The organism is Allostigmatella hybrida, from assembly GCF_020103775.1.
GTDB lineage: Bacteria > Myxococcota > Myxococcia > Myxococcales > Myxococcaceae > Hyalangium > Hyalangium aurantiaca.
Map to the genome: position 1 here is coordinate 283,783 of NZ_JAHXBH010000005.1, position 19,760 is coordinate 303,542.

Below are 19,760 nucleotides of genomic sequence, written 5' to 3' on the forward strand. Positions count from 1 at the left end.
GAGGAGACAGGGACTTCAGCCGGACTTCGCCTCGCCCGAGTAGATGGCGTCCGCGATGCGGTAGGCGCTGCCCTCCAGCCTCTGGAAGGACTCCTTCAGGAGCGTGGCATCCTCGGTGGCCAGCACCGCCTTGAGGTGCTCCAGGTCCGCCTTGATTTCGTCGCGGTCCTTCTCGGCCAGCAGGTTGCCGTACTCCTCCAGGCTCTTCTCCGTGGTGTAGATGAGCCCGTCGGCGTTGTTGCGCAGCTCCGCCAGCTCCTTCTTCTTCTTGTCGTCGGACAGGTGCGCCTGGGCCTCGGAAATCATCGCCTGGATCTCCGCCTCGGACAGGCCGGAGTTGCTCACCACGCGCACCTGCTGGACCTTGCCGGTGCCCAGGTCCTTGGCGCCCACGTGCACGATGCCGTTCGCGTCGATGTCGAAGGCCACTTCGATCTGCGGCACCCCGCGCGGCGCCGGCGGAATGCCCACCAGCTCGAAGCGCGCCAGCGTCTTGTTGTTGGCCGCCATCTCGCGCTCGCCCTGGAGCACGTGCACGCTCACCAGCGGCTGGTTGTCCACCGCGGTGGAGAACACCTGGCTCTTTTTGCAGGGGATGGTGGTGTTCTTCTCGATGATCTTCGTGAAGACGCCACCGGCCGTCTCGACGCCCAGGCTCAGCGGCGTGACGTCCAGGAGGAGCACGTCCTTCACCTCGCCCTTGAGCACGCCGCCCTGGATGGCGGCGCCCACGGCGACCACCTCGTCCGGGTTGATGCCCTTGTGCGGCTCCTTGCCGAAGAACTCCTTCACGCGCTGCTGCACCTTCGGCATGCGCGTCATGCCGCCCACCAGCAGCACCTGGTTGATTTGCGGCGCGGTGACGCCGGCGTCCTTCAGCGCGACCTTGCACGGCTCGATGGAGCGCTCGATGAGGTCCGCGACGAGCCCCTCGAAGGCCCCGCGCTCCACCGTCTCGGTGAGGTGCTTGGGCCCGGTGGCGTCCGCGGTGATGAACGGCAGGTTCACCTCGGTCTCCGCCGCGCTGGACAGCTCGTGCTTGGCGCGCTCGGCGGCCTCTTTCAGCCGCTGCAGCGCCATGCGGTCCTTGCGCAGGTCGATGCCGTTGTTCTGCTCGGCGAAGCGCTTGGCCAGGAAGTCCACCAGCCGCTGGTCGAAGTCCTCACCGCCCAGGAACGTGTCGCCGTTGGTGCTCTTCACCTCGAAGACACCGGCGTTGAGCTCCAGGATGGAGATATCGAACGTGCCGCCGCCCAAGTCATACACAGCGATGCGCTCGGTCTTGCTCTCCTTGACCTTGTCCAGGCCGTAGGCGAGCGCCGCGGCGGTGGGCTCGTTGATGATGCGCAGGACGTTGAGGCCCGCGATGCGGCCGGCGTCCTTGGTGGCCTGGCGCTGGCCGTCGTTGAAGTAGGCGGGCACCGTGACGACCGCCTCGGTGACGGGCTCGCCGAGGTAGTCCTCCGCCGTCTGCTTCATCTTCATCAGCACGATGGCGGAGATTTCCGGCGGGCTGAAGCCCTTGCCGCGGATCTCCACCCAGGCGTCCCCGTTGGGGCTGGAGACCACCTTGAAGGAGCTGATGCCGATGGCCTTCTTGGCCTCGGGCGAGTCGAGCTTGCGCCCGATGAGCCGCTTCACCGCGTAGACGGTGTTCTCCGGATTGGTGATGGCCTGCCGCTTGGCAATCTGGCCCACCAGCCGCTCGCCGGAGTCCGTGAAGCCCACCATGGACGGCGTCGTCCGGCTGCCTTCACTGTTGGGGATGACCACCGGCTCGCCGCCTTCCATCACGGCGACGCAGGAGTTCGTGGTTCCCAGGTCGATTCCAATCACCTTACCCATGGCGTCTTACTGACTCCCCCCGGCAGAATTCCCGGATTCGACAGAAACGGCGGGCGTCTCCCCCACCTCCGGTGCGGCAGCGGCAGCAACCTCAGGCTCAGCCGGCGCGGGCTCGGGCGGCGGGGCCGGCGCGCGCGCCACCACCACCATGGCGGGCCGGATGAGCCGCTCGTTGAGGTGATAGCCCCGCAGGACTTCGTAGGCGACGTGGCCCGGCGGCACCTCGGCGGTCTCCGCCTGGGACATGGCCTCGTGCAGGCGCGGATCAAACGCCTGGCCCTGCGCGCTGAAGGCCTTCACGCCGTGGCGGCCCAGCGAGTCCTCGAAGGACTTGCGCGTCATCGCCACGCCCTTCTGAAAGCTGGTGAAGTCAGGCGTCTTGGCCGCCGCGTCCATCGCGCGGTCCAGGTTGTCCATGACCGGCAGGATGTCCTTCAGCAGCTTCTCCACGCCGAACTTCTGGACCTCCTCCTTCTCCTTCTGGGCGCGCTTCTTGTAGTTCTCCAGGTCGGCCGCGGCGCGCAGCGAGCGCTCGTGATCCGCCTTCAAGCGCTCCATCAGCTTGCGGCTCTCGCCCTGGCTGAAGTCGAGCTGCGCGCGGAGGTTCTCGGCCTCCTTGCGCGCCTCGGCGAGCGCGGCGGTCAGCTCCGCCACTTCGGCGGAGGCCGTCGCGGTGGAGGCCTCCTCGGCGGGCGCTTCCGGGGACGCGGCGGACTCCACATCCAGGGAGATGCCTTCCTCGGCGTGGGACTGCTGGGAGCGGCGCTGAACACTCTGCAGCGCCGCGTTGATCACTTCCTGCGCGATGTCCGCGCTGAAGTTGCCCTTCTCGTTGGAACCAGACACTCGCACACTATGTCACGGCTCTCCGTGCGATCCAACCCACCGTCGTGGCCGGAAGACCCCCGGACAGGCGAGCCCCCGCGCCCCGGTGAAGATGTGTGGCCAAGGCAGAACCGCCCGGCTCAGGCCCGCTTGCGGCCCAGGGTTTTCCCCGTCTTGCCCGCGGCGGTCTTCTTGGCGGGGGCGGTCTTCTGGGCGGCCGGGGCCTTCTTGGCGGCGGCCTTCTTGCCGATGGTTTTTCCGGTCTTGCGCGGCGCCTTGGGCGCGGGCGCTTCCGTCCCGGGCGTGGGCTCCGGAGGCGGAGGGCTGGCCTTGGCGGAGGCGCCCTTGGGAGGACTCGCGGCGGCCTTCTCCTTCTCGACGTCGAGCCCCCGGCTCACGAAGTCCTCCACGTGACGCGCCGCACCTTCCAGCCGCTCGGCGGCCTCCTTGGTGACAGCGGCCGCCTTGTCCCGGAACTCGGAGAGCGTGGCCTTGAGCTTGGCCTGGCGGGAAGGGTCCCTCACCTCGCCCAGGAGGCGCTCGGCTTCGACCTTGAGGTCCTCCCCGGTGCGCCGGATGTCGTCGCTGGTACGCCGGATGAATTCCATGAACTGCTTGTCCCATTTCTCGGCCATGGTGCTTCTGCCTCCTTCGGGAGCGGCGGGTTCTGTTGGCGCCAACCAAGCGCTGGGGCCCATCTGACTTCAGCGCCGCTAGGAGCGCAAAGCTTTCCTACGCAGAGCGTCACCGCCCCGCGAGCGCCGCCTGCCTGGCAACACGGTAGAGTGACAAGCCATTGGTCCTCCCGGGGAGGGCCTGTCCCGGGAGCTACACCTATGTTGTTCACCCGATCGGCGGCAGCCCTTGCCCTCATCGCCGTGCTGAGCGCCTGCGCCGGCCGCGAGGAGTACGACGGGGGCCCGCTGCTGCCCACCATCGACCTGCCCTCCACCACGGTGGGCGTGCCCTACGAGGCTCGCCTCACCGCCACCGGCGGCGTGGCCCCGCTGCGCTATTCCGTGGAGCAGGCCCCCCCTGGCTTCTCCTTCGATACGGACACGGGGCTGCTCACGGGTCCGGCGACGGAAGCCGGGATGTACTCCCTCTATGTGAGGTTGAAGGACACGCTGGGCCAGGAAGCGGCCCGGTTCTACGCGCTGCGCGTGTACCCGGCACCCTCGGTGATCAGCCTGCCGTTGCCCCCGGCCACCCGGGGTACCGCCTATGCGGCGTCCCTGACGGCCACGGGAGGACAGCCGCCCCTGAAGTGGACGGTGAGCACAGGGACCCTTCCCCTGGGGCTGACGCTGGCGGAGAACGGCGGCCTCTCGGGTGTCCCGGTGGACACGGTTCCCGGCCTCTTCGTGGCGCGCGTCGAGGACGCCAATGGCGCGCAGGCGTCACAGCAGTTGCTCCTGGAGGTGAAGGAGCCCCCCAAGGATGGCGGAATCCCGGACAGCGGCACTCCCGACAGCGGCACTCCCGACAGCGGCACGCCGGACAGCGGCACTCCCGACAGCGGCACTCCGGACAGTGGCACTCCCGACAGCGGTCCCCCGGACGCGGGCTCACCCCTCCCCCTGGCCGTCGCCAACTGGAACGTCGAATGGTTCGGGAGCACCACGGAAGGCCCGTCCAACGACGCCCTCCAGCTCAACAACGTGCGCGCCGTCATCGGCGACGCGGGGGTCGATTTCTGGGCCTTGCAGGAGGTCGTCAGTGCCAGCGCGCTGCTTCAGCTCAAGCAGGCCCTGCCCGGCTATGACGGCTTCGCCGCGAACGACTCCCGCGTCAGCCAGGGCTCCAGCTATTACACGGCCAGCGAGCAGAAACCGGCCGTGCTCTTCAAGTCAGACACCGTGCAGATGCAAGAGGCCAAGATCATCCTCACCGGGTATGACTATGAATTCGCGGGCCGGCCGCCCCTGCAGGTGAGCTTGCGCGTCACCCGGGGAAGCCAGAGCGTGGACCTGATCGCCATCGTGCTCCACATGAAGGCGCAGACCGGCGGCATCGCCGACTACAACCGGCGCAAGGACGCGGGCGCCGCCCTCAAGCAGTACCTGGATTCGCAGCTGCCCACTGCCCGGGTCGTCGTGCTGGGAGACTGGAACGACGATGTGGACGTCTCCATCTACGACGCCAGCGGCTACATGCCCTCGCCCTACGAGAACTTCGTCTCGGCCCCCAGCGCCTACCAGTTCCTCACGAGGCCCCTGTCCCTGCAGGGCGTGGGCAGCACCGTGGGCTGGCCCAGCTTCATCGACCACCAGCTCGTCACCGATGAACTGGCCGGCGACTACGTGAGCGAATCCACGCAGGTGCTCCACCCCTCCCTGCCCGACTACGCCAACACGACGTCCGACCACTACCCCATCCAGAGCCGCTTCGATTTCGGCCCATAGGCCCTTAAGTTCACCGCATGCGCATTGGAATCATCGGAACAGGCTGGGGGCGGATGCACCTGGGGGCCTTCCGTGCCGCGGGCGCCGAGGTGGCCGCGCTGTGTGGCCGGCGCCTGGAGCACACCCGCGAGGTGGCCGCCCAGGAAGGCGTTCCCCTGGCCACCACCGATGTCCAGGCGCTGTGCGAGGCCGTGGATGCCGTCGTGGTGGCCAGCCCCGATGCCCTCCACCGCGAGCACGTGGAGCGGGCGCTCGACGCGGGCCGGGCCGTGCTGTGCGAGAAGCCCCTCGTGCGCACGGACGAAGAGGCCCAGGCGCTCGTGAAGAAGGCCCGCGCCCGGAACCTGCCCTGCGTGGTGAACTTCCCCTACCGGATGCTCCCCCCCTTGCGCGCGCTCAAGGGTTGGCTCAAGCGCCGGCCTCCGCACCACCTCGTGGTGACGCTGCGCAATGGCTTCGTTCCCGTGGAGGGCAATGGGCCCGGCCCCTTCCTGGGCGCGTCCGCGGACTTTGGCGGCTTCTCCCACGTGCTCGATGCGGCCCTGTGGCTCTCCGGCGCCGCGCCCACCTGGGTGCAGGCCTCGCTCTCGGGCCGCCCCGTCCACACCGCCGCGCTGCACGTGGGGCTCGCCTCGGGCACCGTGCTCGTCCTCACCCATGCCGCGTGCGCCGAGCCGGGCATCCACGGGGGCTGGTCGCTGCTCGGCGAGGGCTGGGAGGCCGGCTTCTCCGCGGGCTACGTGCCCGCGCGGAATGGCTGGTGCCTCTCCCCGGTGAATGTCTTCCAGGAGGGCCAGTGGCGCGAGCTGGCCCCGGGCCACGTGCCCTCCCCCGGCGCCCACGAGCCCTGGGCCGAGGCCCACGTGGAGACGGCCCGGAAGTTCCTCGCCTTGATTCAGGGAGGGCCCCTGGAGGAGCTGGCCCCCGTGGAGGCCGGCGCCACCGTCCAGCGCCTGCTCTCCGCCGCCGTGGCCTCCGAGCAGCAGGGGCGCCGCCTCACCCTCGGGTGAGGGCCGCCAGCGCCGCCGCCATCACCTGCTTGAGGGGAACGCCCGCTTTGTCCGCCACCTGGCGGCAGTCCTCGAACTCCGGGTGCGCGTTGAGCACCTCGCCGGCGCGCAGGCCCCGCTTCACGCGGACCTTGCCCCACGGCGTCTCCACCTCCACCCAGTCCCGCTCCAGCGCGTGCCGCTCCACCCGGTGGTAGCGCACCCCCAGCGTCGTGGACTCGCGCAGCACCGTGTCCATCACCGTCTCGCGCTGGCCGCCCTCCACCAGCACCCCCAGGAGGTGTCCCGGGCGGCCCTTCTTCATCACCGCGGGCACCACCCACGCATCCCTCGCCCCCTGCTCCAGCAGCCGCTCCATCAGGTACCCCAGGAGCTGCGGCGTGCTGTCGTCCAGGTTCGCCTCCACCACCCAGAGCCCCGCGTCCGCCCGGGCCTCCGCGCGCCCCAGCGAGGCGCGCAGCACGTTGGGCCGGTCCTTGAAGTCCTTCGTCCCCACCCCGTAGCCCACGCGCTCCACGATGAAGTCCGGCGCATGGCCAATGCGCGCGAGCACCTTCAGGAGCGCCGCCCCCGTGGGCGTCGTCAGCTCCCCCACCCCCTCGAAGCGCACCGGCACGTCCCGGAGCAGCTCCAGCGTGGCCGGCACCGGAATGGGCATGCTCCCGTGCGCCACGCGGATGGTGCCGCTGCCCAGCGGCGGGGGCGCCGCGAACACCTCCGGGTTGCCCAGCAGCTCCAGCACCACCGCCGCGCCGCAGATGTCCACGATGGAGTCCACCGCGCCCACCTCGTGGAAGTGAATCTCCTCCAGGGGCACACCGTGCACCTTCGCCTCGGCCTCGCCGATGGCCCGGAACACCGCCAGCGCCCGCTCCTTCGCGCGCGGCGGCAGCGTGTCCGCCGCCTCGATGAGCCGCTGGATGTCCACGTACGCGCGGTGGGGGTGCGCCTCGCGTTCATCCAGCACCACGTCCAGGTGCGTGCCGCTGATGGCGTGGCGCACCGCGCGGCTCACCGCGAGCTTCCAGCCCGGCACCTTCAGCCCGCCGAGCGCCTGGGCAATGGCCTCCGGGGAGAGCCCCAGGTCCACGCCCGCCGCGAGGAACATGTCCCCGGCGATGCCGCCCACCGGCTCCAGGTAGAGAATCTTCCGCGCCGCCCCCTCCCCTGCTCCCGCCTTCACCGGCGGCCCTTCGTGCGCGAGATGAGCGCCGCGTAGAAGCCGCCCCCGAAGCCGTTGTCGATGTTCATGGTGGCCACGTTCGAGGCGCACGAGTTCACCATCGCCAGCAGCGCCGACACCCCGTGGAAGTTCGCCCCGTAGCCCACCGAGGTGGGTACCGCCACCACCGGAATGCCCACCAGGCCGCCCACCGCGCTCGCCAGCGCCCCCTCCATGCCCGCCACCACCACCGCCGCGTGGCACTCCTGAATCTCCTCCCGCCGCCGCAGGAGCCGGTGGATGCCCGCCACCCCCACGTCGTACACGCGCCGCACCGTGGCCCCCAGCGCCTCGGCCGTCAGCGCCGCCTCCTCCGCCACCGGAATGTCGCCCGTGCCCGCGGTCACCACCGCCACCTTGCCCGCGCGCGCCTTGCCCTGCCGCAGGTGGAAGATGCGCGCCACCGGGTGGTACTCGCCCTTGGGAAAGCGCGCCACCAGCGCCTCGGCCTTGTCCGGCTGCAGCCGCGTCACCAGCACCGTCTGCTTGCGCTCCACCAGCGCCGCGACGATGCCCAGAATCTGCTCCGCCGTCTTGGGCTCGCCCAGCACCACCTCCGGAAACCCGAAGCGCAGCGAGCGGTGCGTGTCCAGCGTGGCGTAGCCCAGCTCCGCGAAGGGCAAGTCCTTCAACTGGCCCACCGCCTCGTCCACGGAGACCTTGCCGCCCTTCACCTGTGACAGCAACCGCGTGAGCGCCTTCTCATCCATGGGAGCCCCTCTACCCCAAACCCCCGGGGAGGAGAACCCACGAACCCACGCGCGCGAGACGTTAGACGCCCAGCCGCTGCAGCAGCGCCTGGGAGCTCTCGCGCTCCAGCACCAGCAGCATCTGCCCCGACACGGCCGGGGCGCACTCCGCCGAGAAGCGCGCCTCGAGGACGACCACGGGGCTCGTCTGCTCGCCCTCGGTCTCCTTCACCGCCTGGGCCACCACCTCGCGCGCCGAGCCCTTGAGCATCTCCGGCACCGTGGGAAGCAGCCGCCAGCGCGTCAGCTTCCCAATGGCCGACAGGCACGCGCTGGCCACGATGTTCGCCGTCTCCGACAGCGCGCTCTCCAGCTCCGCCCCCCGGGCCACCTGCCCCAGCAGCACCGTGCCCAGCGAGGCGCCGTCGCGCACCGGCAACACGAAGAGCATCACCCCGCGCAGCTCGCCCTGCATGCCCAGGCGCGCGCCCACCACCGGCTCTTCGCCGCCCAGCCGCTCGGCGGCCTCCTCCGCGCTGGCCATCACCGCGCGGGGCACGGACAGGTTCACCCGCTTGCCGCCGACCAACCGGGCCAGGGCATTGGCCGCATGGCCACAGCCGATGTTGGCCACCTCGCGCAGCACGTCGAGCTGCATCTCGCTGGGAACCAAGCCGTTCACGCGGACAGTAACCTCGGAACGTCCAGAATGAAGACCGGACGGCCACTTCCCAGAATCGTCACCCCAGAAAGGCCCGGCAGCAAGTCCAGGGGCTTCGACAGGGGCTTGAGCACCGCCTCTTCCTGGCCAAGCAGCCGGTCTACCGCGAGCGCCACCTTCCCCGTGTCCACCTCCATCACCACGAAGGGCCGCAGCCCCCGGTGGGAAGATTCAGGGATTCCCAGCAAGGCATCGAGTGCGTGGACAGGCAGCAATGTATTACCATGTGGCAGCAGCGCCGTCTCCCGGCTGCGGCTGAGCGTGTCCCCGTCGGCCTCCATGGCCCCCAGCACCTTGGCGATGGGCAGGCCGAAGACTTCCTCGCCCACCTCCACCAGGAGCAGGTGAATCACCGCCACCGTCAGGGGCAGGCGCAGGGTGAAGCGGGTGCCCACGCCCTTCTCGCTGCCAATCTCCAGCGTGCCGCCGGTGTTCTCCACCACGCGCTTCACCGCGTCCATGCCCACGCCGCGGCCGGAAATCTCCGACACGTCCTTGGCGGTGGACACCCCGGGCAGGCACGAGAGCAGGAAGGCCTCGCGGTCCGACATTCGCGCCGCGGCCTCGGCGGTGATGGAGCCCCGGGCCAGCGCCGCGGCCTTGAGCTTGGCCGGGTCCATGCCCCGGCCGTCGTCCTCGATGTCGATGACGACCCGGTCCCGGGTCCGCTTCACCGTCACCTGGACGCGCCCCCGGGCCTCCTTGCCCACCGCGGTGCGCTCCTCGGGCGTCTCCAGCCCGTGGTCGATGCAGTTGCGCAGCAGGTGCAGCATGGGGTCGGCCAGCTCGTCCAGGATGGCCCGGTCCAGCTCGATTTCCGCGCCGGTGACGACCAGGTCCACCTCGCGCCCGCGCTTGCGGGCGATGTCGCGCGCGGCCCGGGGCAGCCGGTCGGTGATGAGCGACAGCGGCGTCATGCGCGCCGACATGACCTTGTCGTGCAGGTCCTTCACCAGCGCGTGCAGCCGGTAGACGCCCTCCTCCAGGGCCGGGCGCGCGTTCTCGGGCAGCACCTTGCCCACCTCGCGCAGCCGGGCGGTGGCGAGCATCAGCTCGCCCACGGTGTCCAGGAAGTAGTCCAGCAGCTCGGTGCGCACCCGCACCGTGCGCGAGGTGGACTCGCCCACCACGCGCGCCCCGTCGGACGAGGGCGGGGGCACAGGGGCCACGGGCGGCGCGGGCACCGAGGGGGTGACGGAGACCACCTCCACCTCGGACACGTTCCTCAGCGCCGACTGGATGCCCGCCTCGCCCGCGGAGGTCTCCAGCTCACACTGGATGAGCCCGTCCGGCACGCGCCCGGCCTTCAGGTCCTCCAGGGGCGGCTTGAGGTCCAGCAGCGTGCCCAGCGCCGACAGCCGCTTGTGCGTCAGAAAGGCGCGCACCCCGGGCACCTGGCACGTCGGCACGATGCGGACCTTCACGTCCCAGCGCACCGCGGGCGGGGCAGGCTCCGCGGCCTTCGCTTCCGGCGCGGGGGCGGCGGGAGGCGCGGCGGCCCCCGGGGACGGCTCCTCCGGGGACGGGGCTTCGGAGGGCTTCACAGCCACGGGCACCGGCGTCGAGGCCACGGGGGCCGGCGTGGCGCGCACCCCGGTGGTGGTGCGCATCACCCGGGTGGGCGCGGGCTCCTGGCCGGTGAGGGCGGAGACGCGCGTGGCGAGCTGGGCCAGCAGCGAGGCGGCCTCGTCCGGCGGCTGGTTGGCCGACACGGCGCGCACCTGCGCGAGCATCGTGTCCGCGGAGGAGAGCAGCAGGTCCACCAGCTCCCGGTTGAGGCGGCTGGCATCCTGGCGCACGGCATCCACGAGGTCCTCCACCCGGTGCGCCAGGGTAGCGATGGGCTCGAAGCCCATGGAGGAGGCCATGCCCTTGACGGAGTGGGCGTGGCGGAACATGGAGTCCACCACGCTGGCGCCGCCCTCGCGCTCCAGCTGCACCAAGTCCCTGCCCAACGCTTCCAGGTGCTCGGTCGCCTCGGTGACGAAGAGCCCGAGGTACCGGGACATGTCCATCGTCATGCCGGGCCTCGCACGGGGAAACGGAGCGAACGGGGGCGCCGGAGCGCGCTAGCCCTCGCCCAGTACCTTTTTCACGACGGCCAGCACGTCCTCGGCCCGGAACGGCTTGACGATGAAGTCCGAGGCACCCGCCTCGATGGCCTCCATCACCAGGCTCTCCTGCCCCAGCGCCGAGCACATGATGACCACCGCGTTGGTGTCGTGCTTGAGGATTTCGCGCGTCGCCTCGATGCCGCTCTTGAACGGCATGACGATGTCCATCGTCGTCAAGTCGGGCTTGAGCTCCTTGTACTTCTCCACGGCCTCGAGTCCGTTGGCCGCCTCGCCGACGACCTCGAACCCTCCGGACGCGAAGATGTCCTTGATCATGTTGCGCATGAAGATGGCGTCGTCGACGACCAGGACCCGCTTAGCCATGTGAAGCATCGCCTCCGCGTAAGGCCTCGAGAGGAAGGCGCACACTAGCACTCGCGCTTTTCGAGGAGCTACTCACTTCTGCGGGGTGAACAAGGCCAGCACCGCCGCATCCAAACCTTCGGGATCCAACACCGTGACGCCCAGCCCCTTGAGCCGGGCCACCCCGCGCACCGCCGGCACCGCCTTGCCCGGGGCCGCGGCGCTCACGCGCTCCAGGGCCTCGATGCCCTCCACGTCGGTGACGAGGAACCCCAAATCCCGCCGCCCCCGGTCCAGCAGGAGCACCCGCGCCGGCGGGTTCTGCCCCGCGGGCAAGCTCAAGAGCTGGCGCATCTCCACCACGGTGACGACGCGCCCCCGGAAGTTCATCACCCCGGACACGGCCGGCGGGGCGCGGGGCACGCGCGTGAAGCGCTCGGGGGGAACCACCACCTCGCGCACCGCGGACAGCGGCAGGCCATAGTGCTCCTTCTCCACCCGGAAGATGACGTGCCGCAAGGAGCGCTCCGCGTGTGGAAATCACGAGCCCAGCCGGAAGCTGCGAACCACGCTCTGCAGCTCGACGGAGGTGTTGGTCAGCTCATTGGCCAGCGACGTCATGCGAGACACGGCGCTGGTCTGCTCCTGGATGACCGTCTGGATGGCCTCGGTGGAGGCGGCGTTGTTGCGCGCCACCAGGGAAATCTCCTCGATGGCCTTCACCATCTCCTTGCGGCCCTCGAGCTGCTCGCGCGAGCTCTCCGAGATGAGGTGCACCTTCTCGGCGCCCTGGCGCACGGTGTCGGTGATGGCGCCCATGTACTTGACGATGTTCGTCAAGTCCTCGCGCCCCTCGGACAGCTCCTCGATGCCCTCCTTCATGGCGGACACCACGGAGGTGGACTGGCCGGAGATGTCCCGCGCCAGCTTGGAGATCTGCTCGGCGGAGCGGCCCGCGCTCTCGGCGAGCTTGCGCACTTCATCGGCCACCACCGCGAAGCCGCGGCCGTACTCGCCCGCGCGCGCCGCCTCGATGGTGGCGTTGAGCGCCAGGAGGTTCGTCTGCTGGGCCACCTGGGTGATGGCATCGACGATCTTCGAGATTTCCTGCGTCTTCTCGCCGAAGGCGAACACCTGGTGGCTGGCCGCCTCGATGCGGCTGAACACCTTCTTCACCTTCTCACCGGCCAGGCGCGCCGCCTTGCTGCCGTCCTCGGCGGCGCCGCTGGTGCCCGCCACGGTGCGCGCCGCGTCCTCGGCGCTCGCGGCGGTGCGCTGGATGGAGCCGGCCATCTCGGTGATGACCTTGGAGGCCTTGCTCACCAGGAGCGACTGCGCCTCGGCGCCCGAGGCGATCTTCTCCATGGAGGAGCCCACCTCCTCCGTGGAGCTGTTCACGTTCTCCGCCGAGCGCTGCAGGTCGATGGCCGTGTCGGCCACGCTCTTGGCGGTGTCCTGGATCTTGCCCACCAGCTCGCGCAGGTTCTCCTGCATCTTGCTGATGGCGCTCGTCAGCTCGTCGATTTCGTCGCGCGCGCTGGAGGTGTCCGCGCTCACCGTCTTGGACAAATCGCCCTGGGAGATCTCGAACGCGGAGCGCGACAGCACCCGGACGCGCGTCACGCGCGCCAGCAGCGAGGGCAGCTGCACGGCGGCCATCAGCGTCACGCCCGTGGCGATGATGAGGCGCACCCAGACGGGCAGCTTCATCTCCTCCATGGTGATGAAGGCCGCCGACAGCGCCGCGCCGAGCAGCACGTAGCCGTTGAAGATCTTCCGCTGCAGCGAGACGATCCGTCCGCTGCTGGGCGGCTCCACGGAGCGCAGAAGCCGCTGCACGGGCTCGCGGCGGGGCGAGGAGACTCCAGGAGTCAATTCATCACGAAGGGGGCGGCGCACGGGCAGGTGATTCCAGATGAGACGGCAGGAGCGTTCCGGGGGTTTAGCCTTGCCGTCCGACAGGGTCAATCCACCGGCGGGCGGACCCGGAAATGGTCGAAGCCTGGCGGGGGAGGAATCAACCGGCCTTGGGGGTCGCGAAGCACCCGGCGGCGCGCGCGTGTCAGCAGCCCCACGGCCGTGACGCGCTCGCCCGCCCGGGCACAGGCCCGCTCGAACGCGGCCACCCGCTCCGGGGGCACCGCCAGGAGCAGCTCGTAGTCCTCGCCCCCCTCCAGTGCGCCCTCCCACCCCAGGGCCTGACGCACCGCGGAAGACACCGGCAGGTGGGACAGTTCCACCTCCGCCCCCACACCTGAGGCCTCGCACAGGTGGCCGAGGTCCTGCGCGAGCCCGTCCGAGAGGTCTATCGCCGCGGAGGCAAAGCGGGAGGCGAGCAGGCCCAGCGCCACGCGGGGCTGGGGCCTTCGCTGCCGCAGGAGGGCGGCGCCCCGTCGGCGGCCCTCGCGCAGGAGGTTCAAGCCCAGGCGGGCCTCGCCGAGCGTGCCGGACACATAGAGGAGGTGGCCGGGGCGCCCGCCCCCGCGGGTGAGGGCGGGGCGCTTCAGCTCGCCCGCGGCGGTAATCGTGAGCGACAGCTCGCGCGCGGAGGTGAAGTTGCCGCCCACGAGCGCCACGCGGTGCTCCCGGGCGAGCGCCGCCATGCCGTGCGCCAGGCGGCTCAGCTCGCGCCCGGGAAAGTCCCGGGGCAGCGCCACGGCACACACGAACCAGCGCGGCGTGGCGCCCATGGCGGCCAGGTCCGAGAGGTTCACCGCGAGCGCCTTGTGGCCAATGTCCTCCGGGGAGAAGTGCGCGCGCGTGAAGTGCACGTCCTCCACCACCGCGTCCGTGGTGACGCACGTCTGGCCCCGGGAGGGGGGCAGCACGGCACAGTCATCCCCGGGGCCCAGCGGCACGCGGGCGCGGGGAAAGGCGCTCAGGAACCGCTCGATAAAGGAGAACTCTCCGCGCATGGCCCCGGGGCCCTCCTTTCAGAACCGGTCCGGCTCGGGCAGGGGCGGCAGCACGTGCACCCCGCCATCGCCCACCTGGGGGGGCCGCGCGGGCACCACCGCCGTGAAGCACGAGCCCTGCCCCGGCTGGCTTGCCACCAGCACTTTGCCGCCGTGCCCTTCCACGAAGCGCTTGACGATGGACAGCCCCAGCCCCACGCCGCCGAACTCCCGCGTGGAGCTGGAGTCCACCTGGTAGAAGGTCTGGAAGATGCGCTCCAGCTGGTCGGCGCGGATGCCCACCCCCGAGTCCTCCACGGCGACGCGGTAGCCGGGCGCGTCCAGCTCCGCCTGGGGCCCGACGTCCGAGAGCCGCACCCGCACGTGGCCCTCCGGGGTGAACTTCACCGCGTTGGCCAGCAGGTTCACCAGCACCTGGTGCATCCGGCCCTTGTCGGCGAGCACGCGCGGCTGGCGCAGCTCCGGCAGCACCACCTCCAGCTTCAGCCCCTTGCGCCGCGACTGGGGCGTCACGCTGGAGACCGCGGAGACCACCACCTCGGCCATGTCCACCGGCGCGAAGGCCAGCCGCAGCTTGCCCGCCTCCAGCTGGCTGATGTCCAGGATGGAGGTGATGAGATCGAGCAGCGTGCGCCCCATCTCCGTGATGGCCTGCACGCACTGCTGCTGCTCGGGGTTGAGCGGCCCGGTAATCCCCTCGGCCAGGAGCTCCGAGTAGGCGATGATGGAGGCCAGGGGCGTGCGCAGCTCGTGGCTCACCGTGCCCAGGAAGCTCGACTGGAGCCGGTCCATCTCCCGGAGCTTGCCCTGGAGCGAGGCCATGCGCGCATCGCGCACCTCCAGCTCCCGGCGAATCTCTCCCGCGGACTCCAGCTGGATGTGGCTGGCCAGCCACGAGCGGTGCCCCACCGCCAGGAGCGCCTCCAGCACCTGGGCGAAGTACGCCGCGGCCCGGACGGGGACGGAGCCCTGCTCGCCCGCGCGCGCCACGTCCATCCGCTCTGGCAGCCCCGCCACGGCCTCGGGCGCGAAGGGGCCGAACACCGCCCGCCCCAGCTCGCTGCCCTCCCACCGCACCTGGAGGACGAGGTAGCGCGCCCCGCTGGGACACGCCAGCGCGTGGAGGCCCGAGCTGAGCGGCGCCCGGACCGGGCACCCCTCGCCCCCCGGCGCACCGGCGGTGGGGTGGGTACAGAAGGGCCCCTGGGGCCCCTGGCTGCCCGCAAGGCACACGCCCTGGGTGTCGAGCACCTGAACCCCCATGCCCTGCAGGGCCGCGAAGCCCTCCACCATGCCAGCCAGCGACGGCACGTCCAGCAGCTCCACCAGCGCCGGCGTGCGGTTCAAGAGGGTATCGGGGCGGGGCGCTGCCTCGCCCTCCCATGACGTCCGCCCTGGGTCCACGCTCATCCCGCCCCTCCTCTGGAACTCTTGCCACCCGGGTAGCGGCCCTCGAGCGAAGTCCCCCGGAGTTCCAGGTGCTGGAACACCCGGAGGAGGAACTCCTCCTCGCTCAGGCCGATGTTTCGCGCGAGGTTCGCGTCCGCGTCGAGCCGCTGCCAGGCCAGCTGCATCAGCTCGTGGAAGGTTTCACATACCCCTTCGCCGCGCACGGCCACCGCGCCCAGCACTGGCTCCCGGCCCCGGCGGCGCAGCAGCTCCAGCTCCTCCTCCGGGCGGGCATCCGGCAGGTCCCGCTTGTTGAACTGGATGACGACGGGCACCCGGTCCGGGTCCAACCCGTTCTCCCGCATGTCGTCCCGGAGGCTGTGCCAGTACCGGTTGTTCTCCGCCGTGGCGCTGCGCCTGCTGTCCGCCACGAACGCCACCGCGTCGGCGGCCCGGAGCACGATGCGCCGCGTGGCGACATGGATGACCTGGCCGGGCACCGTCAGCAGCTTCACCTTGACGTTGTAGCCTCGCGAGGAGGCGAAGAAGACCGGCAGAAGGTCGAAGAAGAGTGTCCGGTCGTCGCGGGTCTCCACCGACAGCAGCCGCCCTCGCACCTCGGGGCTCGCCCGGGCGTACAGCTGGCGCAGATTGGTCGTCTTCCCACTGAGCCCGGGCCCGTAGTAGACGATCTTGAGCGTGAGCTCGCGCTGGGCGTGGTTCAGTTGCAAGCAGGACTCGGGCGGGCAAGGAAGAGGGCCATCCCCCCCTCGCCCCAGGACGTTGGGTTTTAAGTGAGGTGTCCGCCAATGGAAAGCCGCCCGGAGAGCAGACGAGAAGGACCGGCCGGCCTGCTTGGAATGGACCTGTCCCGTGAGCAGTTTGAATGGGTCCGGCTTCTCCCGAGTTGAGGGGAAATGTGCGCGGAAACACCTCGTGCACGCATACCGGTCTAACGGTTAGGATCGCAGCGCGACGGAGGAGCAAGGCGATGACGATGAAGCAGGTGGACCCGGGCGTGGAGGTGGCGGTGCCAGTGATGGACGCGGCCAATCCCCCCAATGATCTGGCCTCGGCGGTCAAGATGTTTCCCCCGACCGATGAGGACATGAGCCTGGTGGCCTCCCTGCGCGCCAGCTCGGATCCGTGGAAGAGCCGGGGAGAGACGCAGGAGGAGAGCCTCCAGGCCCTCACGCAGCTGCGGCCCTTCCTGCACGTGGCGAAGCTGCAGGGACAGGCGGTGGGCTACGTCACCGTGGAGCGCGACGGCCCGGTACCCGGCGCCGCGTACATGCGCAACATCGTGGTCCGGCCGGACCTGCGCAAGCAGGGGCTGGGCATGGTGCTGCTCAACCACGGCGTGCAGACCGCGCGCGACATGTACCGCAAGACGCTCGCGCTGCGCGTGGACCCGGCCAACGGCCCCGCGGTGAGCTTCTACCGCAAGGCGGGCTTCACCACCGTGGCCACGGTGGTGTCCAAGAAGTCCGGCAAGCTGCGCCTGTTGATGTCCCGCGAGCTGTAAGCGCACGCCGGGAGCATCCCTGGGCGGGAGGAACGCGCTGCCTCCCGCCCGCCACCCGAGGTGGCCTCACCCGAGGGCGCCAGGGTACCCTTCACCGCATGAGCACCTCTTCCGAGCACCTGCTGGCCGGCCCCTGGGGGCTGCCCGGTGAACTCGATTCGGAGCTGGCCCGCGCGCTGGAGCAGCAGAGCTACGGCACCGCGCTGGCCCTGCTGCGCGACGCGCTTCCCGACAACCCGCCGCCCCGGCTGCTCGTGCTGCTGGCCTTCGTGCGCTTCCAGGACGCGCTGGAGGTGATGGTCTCGGAGCTGATGCCCGCGGCGCAGGAGGCCCTGGCGCTGCTGGAGCGCGCTACCGAGGCCGGGCTGCCGCTGGAGGCCGTGGCCCCACTGCGCGAGGAAGTCGAGCACACCCTGGCCGAGGAGACGGCGCGCGAGCTGGCCGCGGAGCGCATGACGCCCGAGCGCGCCGCCCAGGCCCCGCTGGAGGAAGTCCTCGAGGCGGCCAGCGCCCTGCGCGCCTCCCATCCCGCGCGTGCTGCGGAGCTGTTCCTCGTGGCCGCGGAGCGCGGCGAGCCCGTGCGCGCCCCCCTGCACCGCGCGGAGGCCGGCCTGGCCCTGTACCAGGCGGGCCGCGTGGAGGAGGCCCGCCCCCTGCTGGAGGCCACCCTGGCCGCCGACTGGCGCCCCCCGGAGCTGTGGCGGGACCGGCTCCAGGTGGACTGGGCCGCCACGCTGCTGCTGGAGCGGGCCCACCGCGCCCAGGACACCGCCGCGTTCGAGGCCCTGTGGACCCAGGCGCAGGCCCTGGGCCGCCAGTACCAGCGCCCCTTCCCCTTCAGCTGGCTCACCCAGGAGCGCCTGCTCACGCTGCTGCTCGAGCGCCAGGACGGCCCCCGGGCGGCCCAGGTGGCCCTGCGCCTGGAGTCCAACCGCGAGTACCTCCCGCGCGTCCTCGCCGCGAAGGTGGCAGAAGCGCGCACCCTGGCCCGGCGCCAGTCCGTCCCGCCCTCGTGACGATGTTTTCGAGGGGTTGGACTATCCTGTGCCGGAGTCTCTTTCCTTCCATGACCCTCGAGCCGACGCGGATCCTCTCATGAAGCCCCTCGCGGAGATGCTGCGCTACCTGTCCCATCCGGCCATCACGGAGCTGGCCCTGACCACCGGGCGCTGCCCGATGATCAAAAGCACCAATGGCTACGAGCCGGTGGACAATGCCGTGCTCACCGCGGACGAGCTGAACCGCACCCTGCTGGCCATGGTGGGCCGGGAGCGCGCCGCCTCGGTGACGGAGAAGCCCGTGAAGTGGTCCGTGCGCGCCGAGGGCATGGCCACCCTGTCCATCGTCGCGGCGCGCCGCGGAGAGCTGCTCAGCCTCCGGGTGATGCGCACCGGCGACAGCCCCGCGGCCGCCCCGGGCGCAAGCCCCGCTCCCGCTCCCGCCGCCGCCGAGGCCCCCACCGGGGACCCGAACGGGGACCCCAACGCCCCCGTGGCGCCCAACATCCCGCCCATCCGCCCCTCCTCCGTGGGCCTCAAGCCCGTCAAGGGCGCGGTGCCGCCCCCGGCGCTCAGCCCGGCTCCCGCGGCACCCGCACCCGCGGCCGCAGCCGCGCCGTCCCTCCAGATGGGGGCCTCGCGCGCGGACCTGGGGCGGGATTTGCCCGCGCTGATGGAGGAGGCGCGGCGGATGGGGGCCAGTGACTTGCACATCGTCGCGGGCCGGCCGCCCCTGTTCCGCGTGGCCTCGGAGCTGAAGCCCGAGGGCGAGGTGATTTCCCCCGAGCGCGTGGAGCAGATGCTCCTGCCCCTGGTGCCCGCCCGCCTGCGGCCGGTGCTGGACAAGGAGGGCAGCTGTGACTTCTCGTTCGAGGCGCCGGGCAACGGACGGTTCCGCGTCAACGTGGGCCGCCAGCGCACGGGCCTCAAGGGCTCCTTCCGCGTCATCGCCCGGGAGATTCCCACCCTGGAGTCGCTGGGGCTGCCGCCGAGCATCGCCAAGGCGGCGCACCACCACCAGGGGCTCATCGTCGTCACCGGCCCCTCGGGCCACGGCAAGACGAGCACGATGACGGCCCTCGTGGACCTCATCAACCGCGAGTCCAAGCACCACGTGCTCACCGTGGAGGACCCGGTGGAGTACCTCCACCCGCGCAAGCAGGCGCTCCTGAGCCAGCGCGAGGTGGGCACCCACACCCGCACCTTCGGCAGCGCCCTGAAGGGCTCGTTGCGCGAGGACCCGGACGTCATCGTCGTGGGCGAGCTGCGCGACACGGAGACGGTGCGCATGGCGCTGGCGGCCAGCGAGACGGGCCACCTGCTCATCAGCACGATGAACACCCCCAGCGCGGCGAAGACCATCGACCGGTTGATCGACTTGTTCCCCCCGGGCGACCAGGCCCAGGTGCGCCTGACGCTGGCCTCCAGCCTGCGGCTCATCGTCAGCCAGCGGCTCTTGCCCTCCGCCGACGGCAAGGGCCTGGTGGTGGCCGCCGAGGTGCTCCCGGGCTCGGTGGCCCTGGGCAACCTCATCCGCGACAACAAGACGTTCCAGATTCCCTCGCTCCAGCAGCGAGGCAAAAGCCTGGGCATCATCCGCTTCGACGACTCGCTGGCGGAGCTCGTCAAGGCGGGCAAGACGACGCTGGAGATCGCCCGGGGCTTCGCCGAGAGCCCCGACGAGCTGGAGGCCGTGGTGACGGGCAAGCGCCCCGGGGCCCCGCAGCCCGAGGCGCCCGCGCAGGACCAGAAGCTGATGAACAAGGTGGGCTCGCTGCTGGGCCGCCGCAGCGCCTAAG

18 protein-coding genes are annotated in these 19,760 nt (G+C 70.9%); 5 read left to right on the forward strand and 13 right to left on the reverse strand.

The window, feature by feature from the left end; all coding sequences use genetic code 11:
• Positions 1-15: 15 nt before the first annotated feature.
• The 3 genes from dnaK to KY661_RS12010 all read right to left on the reverse strand — a co-directional run bounded on the left by dnaK (position 16) and on the right by KY661_RS12010 (position 3,305).
• On the reverse strand, positions 16-1,845 hold the full coding sequence (gene dnaK, locus KY661_RS12000) for a molecular chaperone DnaK (protein WP_075006409.1): 1,830 nt from the start codon (positions 1,843-1,845) through the stop codon (positions 16-18).
• 6 nt (positions 1,846-1,851) lie between these two features.
• Positions 1,852-2,691 carry a nucleotide exchange factor GrpE gene (grpE, locus tag KY661_RS12005; protein WP_225410341.1) on the reverse strand — a complete coding sequence of 280 codons (840 nt, stop codon included), beginning with the start codon at positions 2,689-2,691 and terminating at the stop codon, positions 1,852-1,854.
• 119 nt (positions 2,692-2,810) lie between these two features.
• Positions 2,811-3,305, reverse strand: coding sequence for an ATPase (locus KY661_RS12010; RefSeq protein ID WP_225410342.1), 495 nt, complete (start codon positions 3,303-3,305; stop codon positions 2,811-2,813).
• 201 nt (positions 3,306-3,506) lie between these two features.
• Here KY661_RS12010 and KY661_RS12015 point away from each other — a divergent pair, with 201 nt between their 5' ends.
• The gene (locus KY661_RS12015; protein WP_225410343.1) at positions 3,507-5,075 is read left to right on the forward strand and encodes a putative Ig domain-containing protein; all 1,569 of its coding nucleotides are present in this window, start codon (positions 3,507-3,509) and stop codon (positions 5,073-5,075) included.
• Positions 5,076-5,092: 17 nt separating this feature from the next.
• The gene (locus KY661_RS12020; RefSeq protein ID WP_225410344.1) at positions 5,093-6,085 is read left to right on the forward strand and encodes a Gfo/Idh/MocA family protein; all 993 of its coding nucleotides are present in this window, start codon (positions 5,093-5,095) and stop codon (positions 6,083-6,085) included.
• Here KY661_RS12020 and larC read toward each other — a convergent pair.
• From larC to KY661_RS12070, 10 genes are all read right to left on the reverse strand, one after another.
• Positions 6,072-7,268, reverse strand: a complete 1,197-nt coding sequence (gene larC, locus KY661_RS12025) for a nickel pincer cofactor biosynthesis protein LarC (protein ID WP_225410345.1) — start codon at positions 7,266-7,268, stop codon at positions 6,072-6,074. The two genes, KY661_RS12020 and larC, sit on opposite strands and share 14 nt — an antisense overlap.
• Positions 7,265-8,017 carry a nickel pincer cofactor biosynthesis protein LarB gene (gene larB / locus KY661_RS12030; protein ID WP_225410346.1) on the reverse strand — a complete coding sequence of 251 codons (753 nt, stop codon included), beginning with the start codon at positions 8,015-8,017 and terminating at the stop codon, positions 7,265-7,267. The genes larC and larB overlap by 4 nt, the downstream gene beginning before the upstream one ends.
• 61 nt (positions 8,018-8,078) lie before the next feature.
• Positions 8,079-8,678, reverse strand: a complete 600-nt coding sequence (locus KY661_RS12035) for a chemotaxis protein CheC (protein WP_225410347.1) — start codon at positions 8,676-8,678, stop codon at positions 8,079-8,081.
• Entirely contained in the window at positions 8,675-10,738 is a 2,064-nt protein-coding gene (locus KY661_RS12040) for a chemotaxis protein CheA (protein WP_225410348.1), read from the reverse strand. The genes KY661_RS12035 and KY661_RS12040 overlap by 4 nt, the downstream gene beginning before the upstream one ends.
• A 48-nt stretch (positions 10,739-10,786) precedes the next feature.
• Positions 10,787-11,155, reverse strand: coding sequence for a response regulator (locus KY661_RS12045; RefSeq protein WP_013374565.1), 369 nt, complete (start codon positions 11,153-11,155; stop codon positions 10,787-10,789).
• Positions 11,156-11,227: 72 nt separating this feature from the next.
• Positions 11,228-11,653: a chemotaxis protein CheW gene (locus tag KY661_RS12050; protein ID WP_075006418.1), complete on the reverse strand. Its 426-nt coding sequence runs from the start codon at positions 11,651-11,653 to the stop codon at positions 11,228-11,230.
• A gap of 21 nt (positions 11,654-11,674) precedes the next feature.
• The gene (locus tag KY661_RS12055; protein WP_075006419.1) at positions 11,675-13,033 is read right to left on the reverse strand and encodes a methyl-accepting chemotaxis protein; all 1,359 of its coding nucleotides are present in this window, start codon (positions 13,031-13,033) and stop codon (positions 11,675-11,677) included.
• A 65-nt stretch (positions 13,034-13,098) separates the two neighbouring features.
• Positions 13,099-14,049, reverse strand: a complete 951-nt coding sequence (thiL, locus tag KY661_RS12060) for a thiamine-phosphate kinase (protein WP_225410349.1) — start codon at positions 14,047-14,049, stop codon at positions 13,099-13,101.
• 18 nt (positions 14,050-14,067) lie between these two features.
• Positions 14,068-15,459 (reverse strand): sensor histidine kinase, encoded by a 1,392-nt coding sequence (locus KY661_RS12065; RefSeq protein WP_225410350.1) that lies wholly within the window; start codon positions 15,457-15,459, stop codon positions 14,068-14,070.
• Positions 15,456-16,169, reverse strand: a complete 714-nt coding sequence (locus KY661_RS12070; protein WP_075006422.1) for a GTP-binding protein — start codon at positions 16,167-16,169, stop codon at positions 15,456-15,458. Before KY661_RS12070 ends, KY661_RS12065 begins: the two co-directional genes overlap by 4 nt.
• 260 nt (positions 16,170-16,429) lie before the next feature.
• Here KY661_RS12070 and KY661_RS12075 point away from each other — a divergent pair, with 260 nt between their 5' ends.
• From KY661_RS12075 to KY661_RS12085, 3 genes are all read left to right on the forward strand, one after another.
• On the forward strand, positions 16,430-16,963 hold the full coding sequence (locus KY661_RS12075) for a GNAT family N-acetyltransferase (RefSeq protein ID WP_225410351.1): 534 nt from the start codon (positions 16,430-16,432) through the stop codon (positions 16,961-16,963).
• Between the two features lie 98 nt (positions 16,964-17,061).
• Positions 17,062-17,979, forward strand: a complete 918-nt coding sequence (locus tag KY661_RS12080; RefSeq protein WP_225410352.1) for a serine/threonine-protein kinase — start codon at positions 17,062-17,064, stop codon at positions 17,977-17,979.
• Positions 17,980-18,058: 79 nt separating this feature from the next.
• Positions 18,059-19,759, forward strand: coding sequence for a type IV pilus twitching motility protein PilT (locus tag KY661_RS12085; protein WP_225410353.1), 1,701 nt, complete (start codon positions 18,059-18,061; stop codon positions 19,757-19,759).
• Position 19,760 lies beyond the last annotated feature (1 nt).

What these genes read in the sequence shown, in the direction of transcription:
- KY661_RS12045 (WP_013374565.1), bottom strand. Translation starts at nt 11,155, where the DNA reads ATGGCTAAGCGGGTCCTGGTCGTCGACGACGCCATCTTCATGCGCAAC.
- KY661_RS12075 (WP_225410351.1), top strand. Translation starts at nt 16,430, where the DNA reads ATGACGATGAAGCAGGTGGACCCGGGCGTGGAGGTGGCGGTGCCAGTG.
- thiL (WP_225410349.1), bottom strand. Translation starts at nt 14,049, where the DNA reads ATGCGCGGAGAGTTCTCCTTTATCGAGCGGTTCCTGAGCGCCTTTCCC.
- KY661_RS12020 (WP_225410344.1), top strand. Translation starts at nt 5,093, where the DNA reads ATGCGCATTGGAATCATCGGAACAGGCTGGGGGCGGATGCACCTGGGG.
- KY661_RS12010 (WP_225410342.1), bottom strand. Translation starts at nt 3,305, where the DNA reads ATGGCCGAGAAATGGGACAAGCAGTTCATGGAATTCATCCGGCGTACC.
- KY661_RS12065 (WP_225410350.1), bottom strand. Translation starts at nt 15,459, where the DNA reads ATGAGCGTGGACCCAGGGCGGACGTCATGGGAGGGCGAGGCAGCGCCC.
- KY661_RS12085 (WP_225410353.1), top strand. Translation starts at nt 18,059, where the DNA reads ATGAAGCCCCTCGCGGAGATGCTGCGCTACCTGTCCCATCCGGCCATC.
- KY661_RS12080 (WP_225410352.1), top strand. Translation starts at nt 17,062, where the DNA reads ATGAGCACCTCTTCCGAGCACCTGCTGGCCGGCCCCTGGGGGCTGCCC.
- KY661_RS12040 (WP_225410348.1), bottom strand. Translation starts at nt 10,738, where the DNA reads ATGACGATGGACATGTCCCGGTACCTCGGGCTCTTCGTCACCGAGGCG.
- KY661_RS12015 (WP_225410343.1), top strand. Translation starts at nt 3,507, where the DNA reads ATGTTGTTCACCCGATCGGCGGCAGCCCTTGCCCTCATCGCCGTGCTG.
- dnaK (WP_075006409.1), bottom strand. Translation starts at nt 1,845, where the DNA reads ATGGGTAAGGTGATTGGAATCGACCTGGGAACCACGAACTCCTGCGTC.
- larB (WP_225410346.1), bottom strand. Translation starts at nt 8,017, where the DNA reads ATGGATGAGAAGGCGCTCACGCGGTTGCTGTCACAGGTGAAGGGCGGC.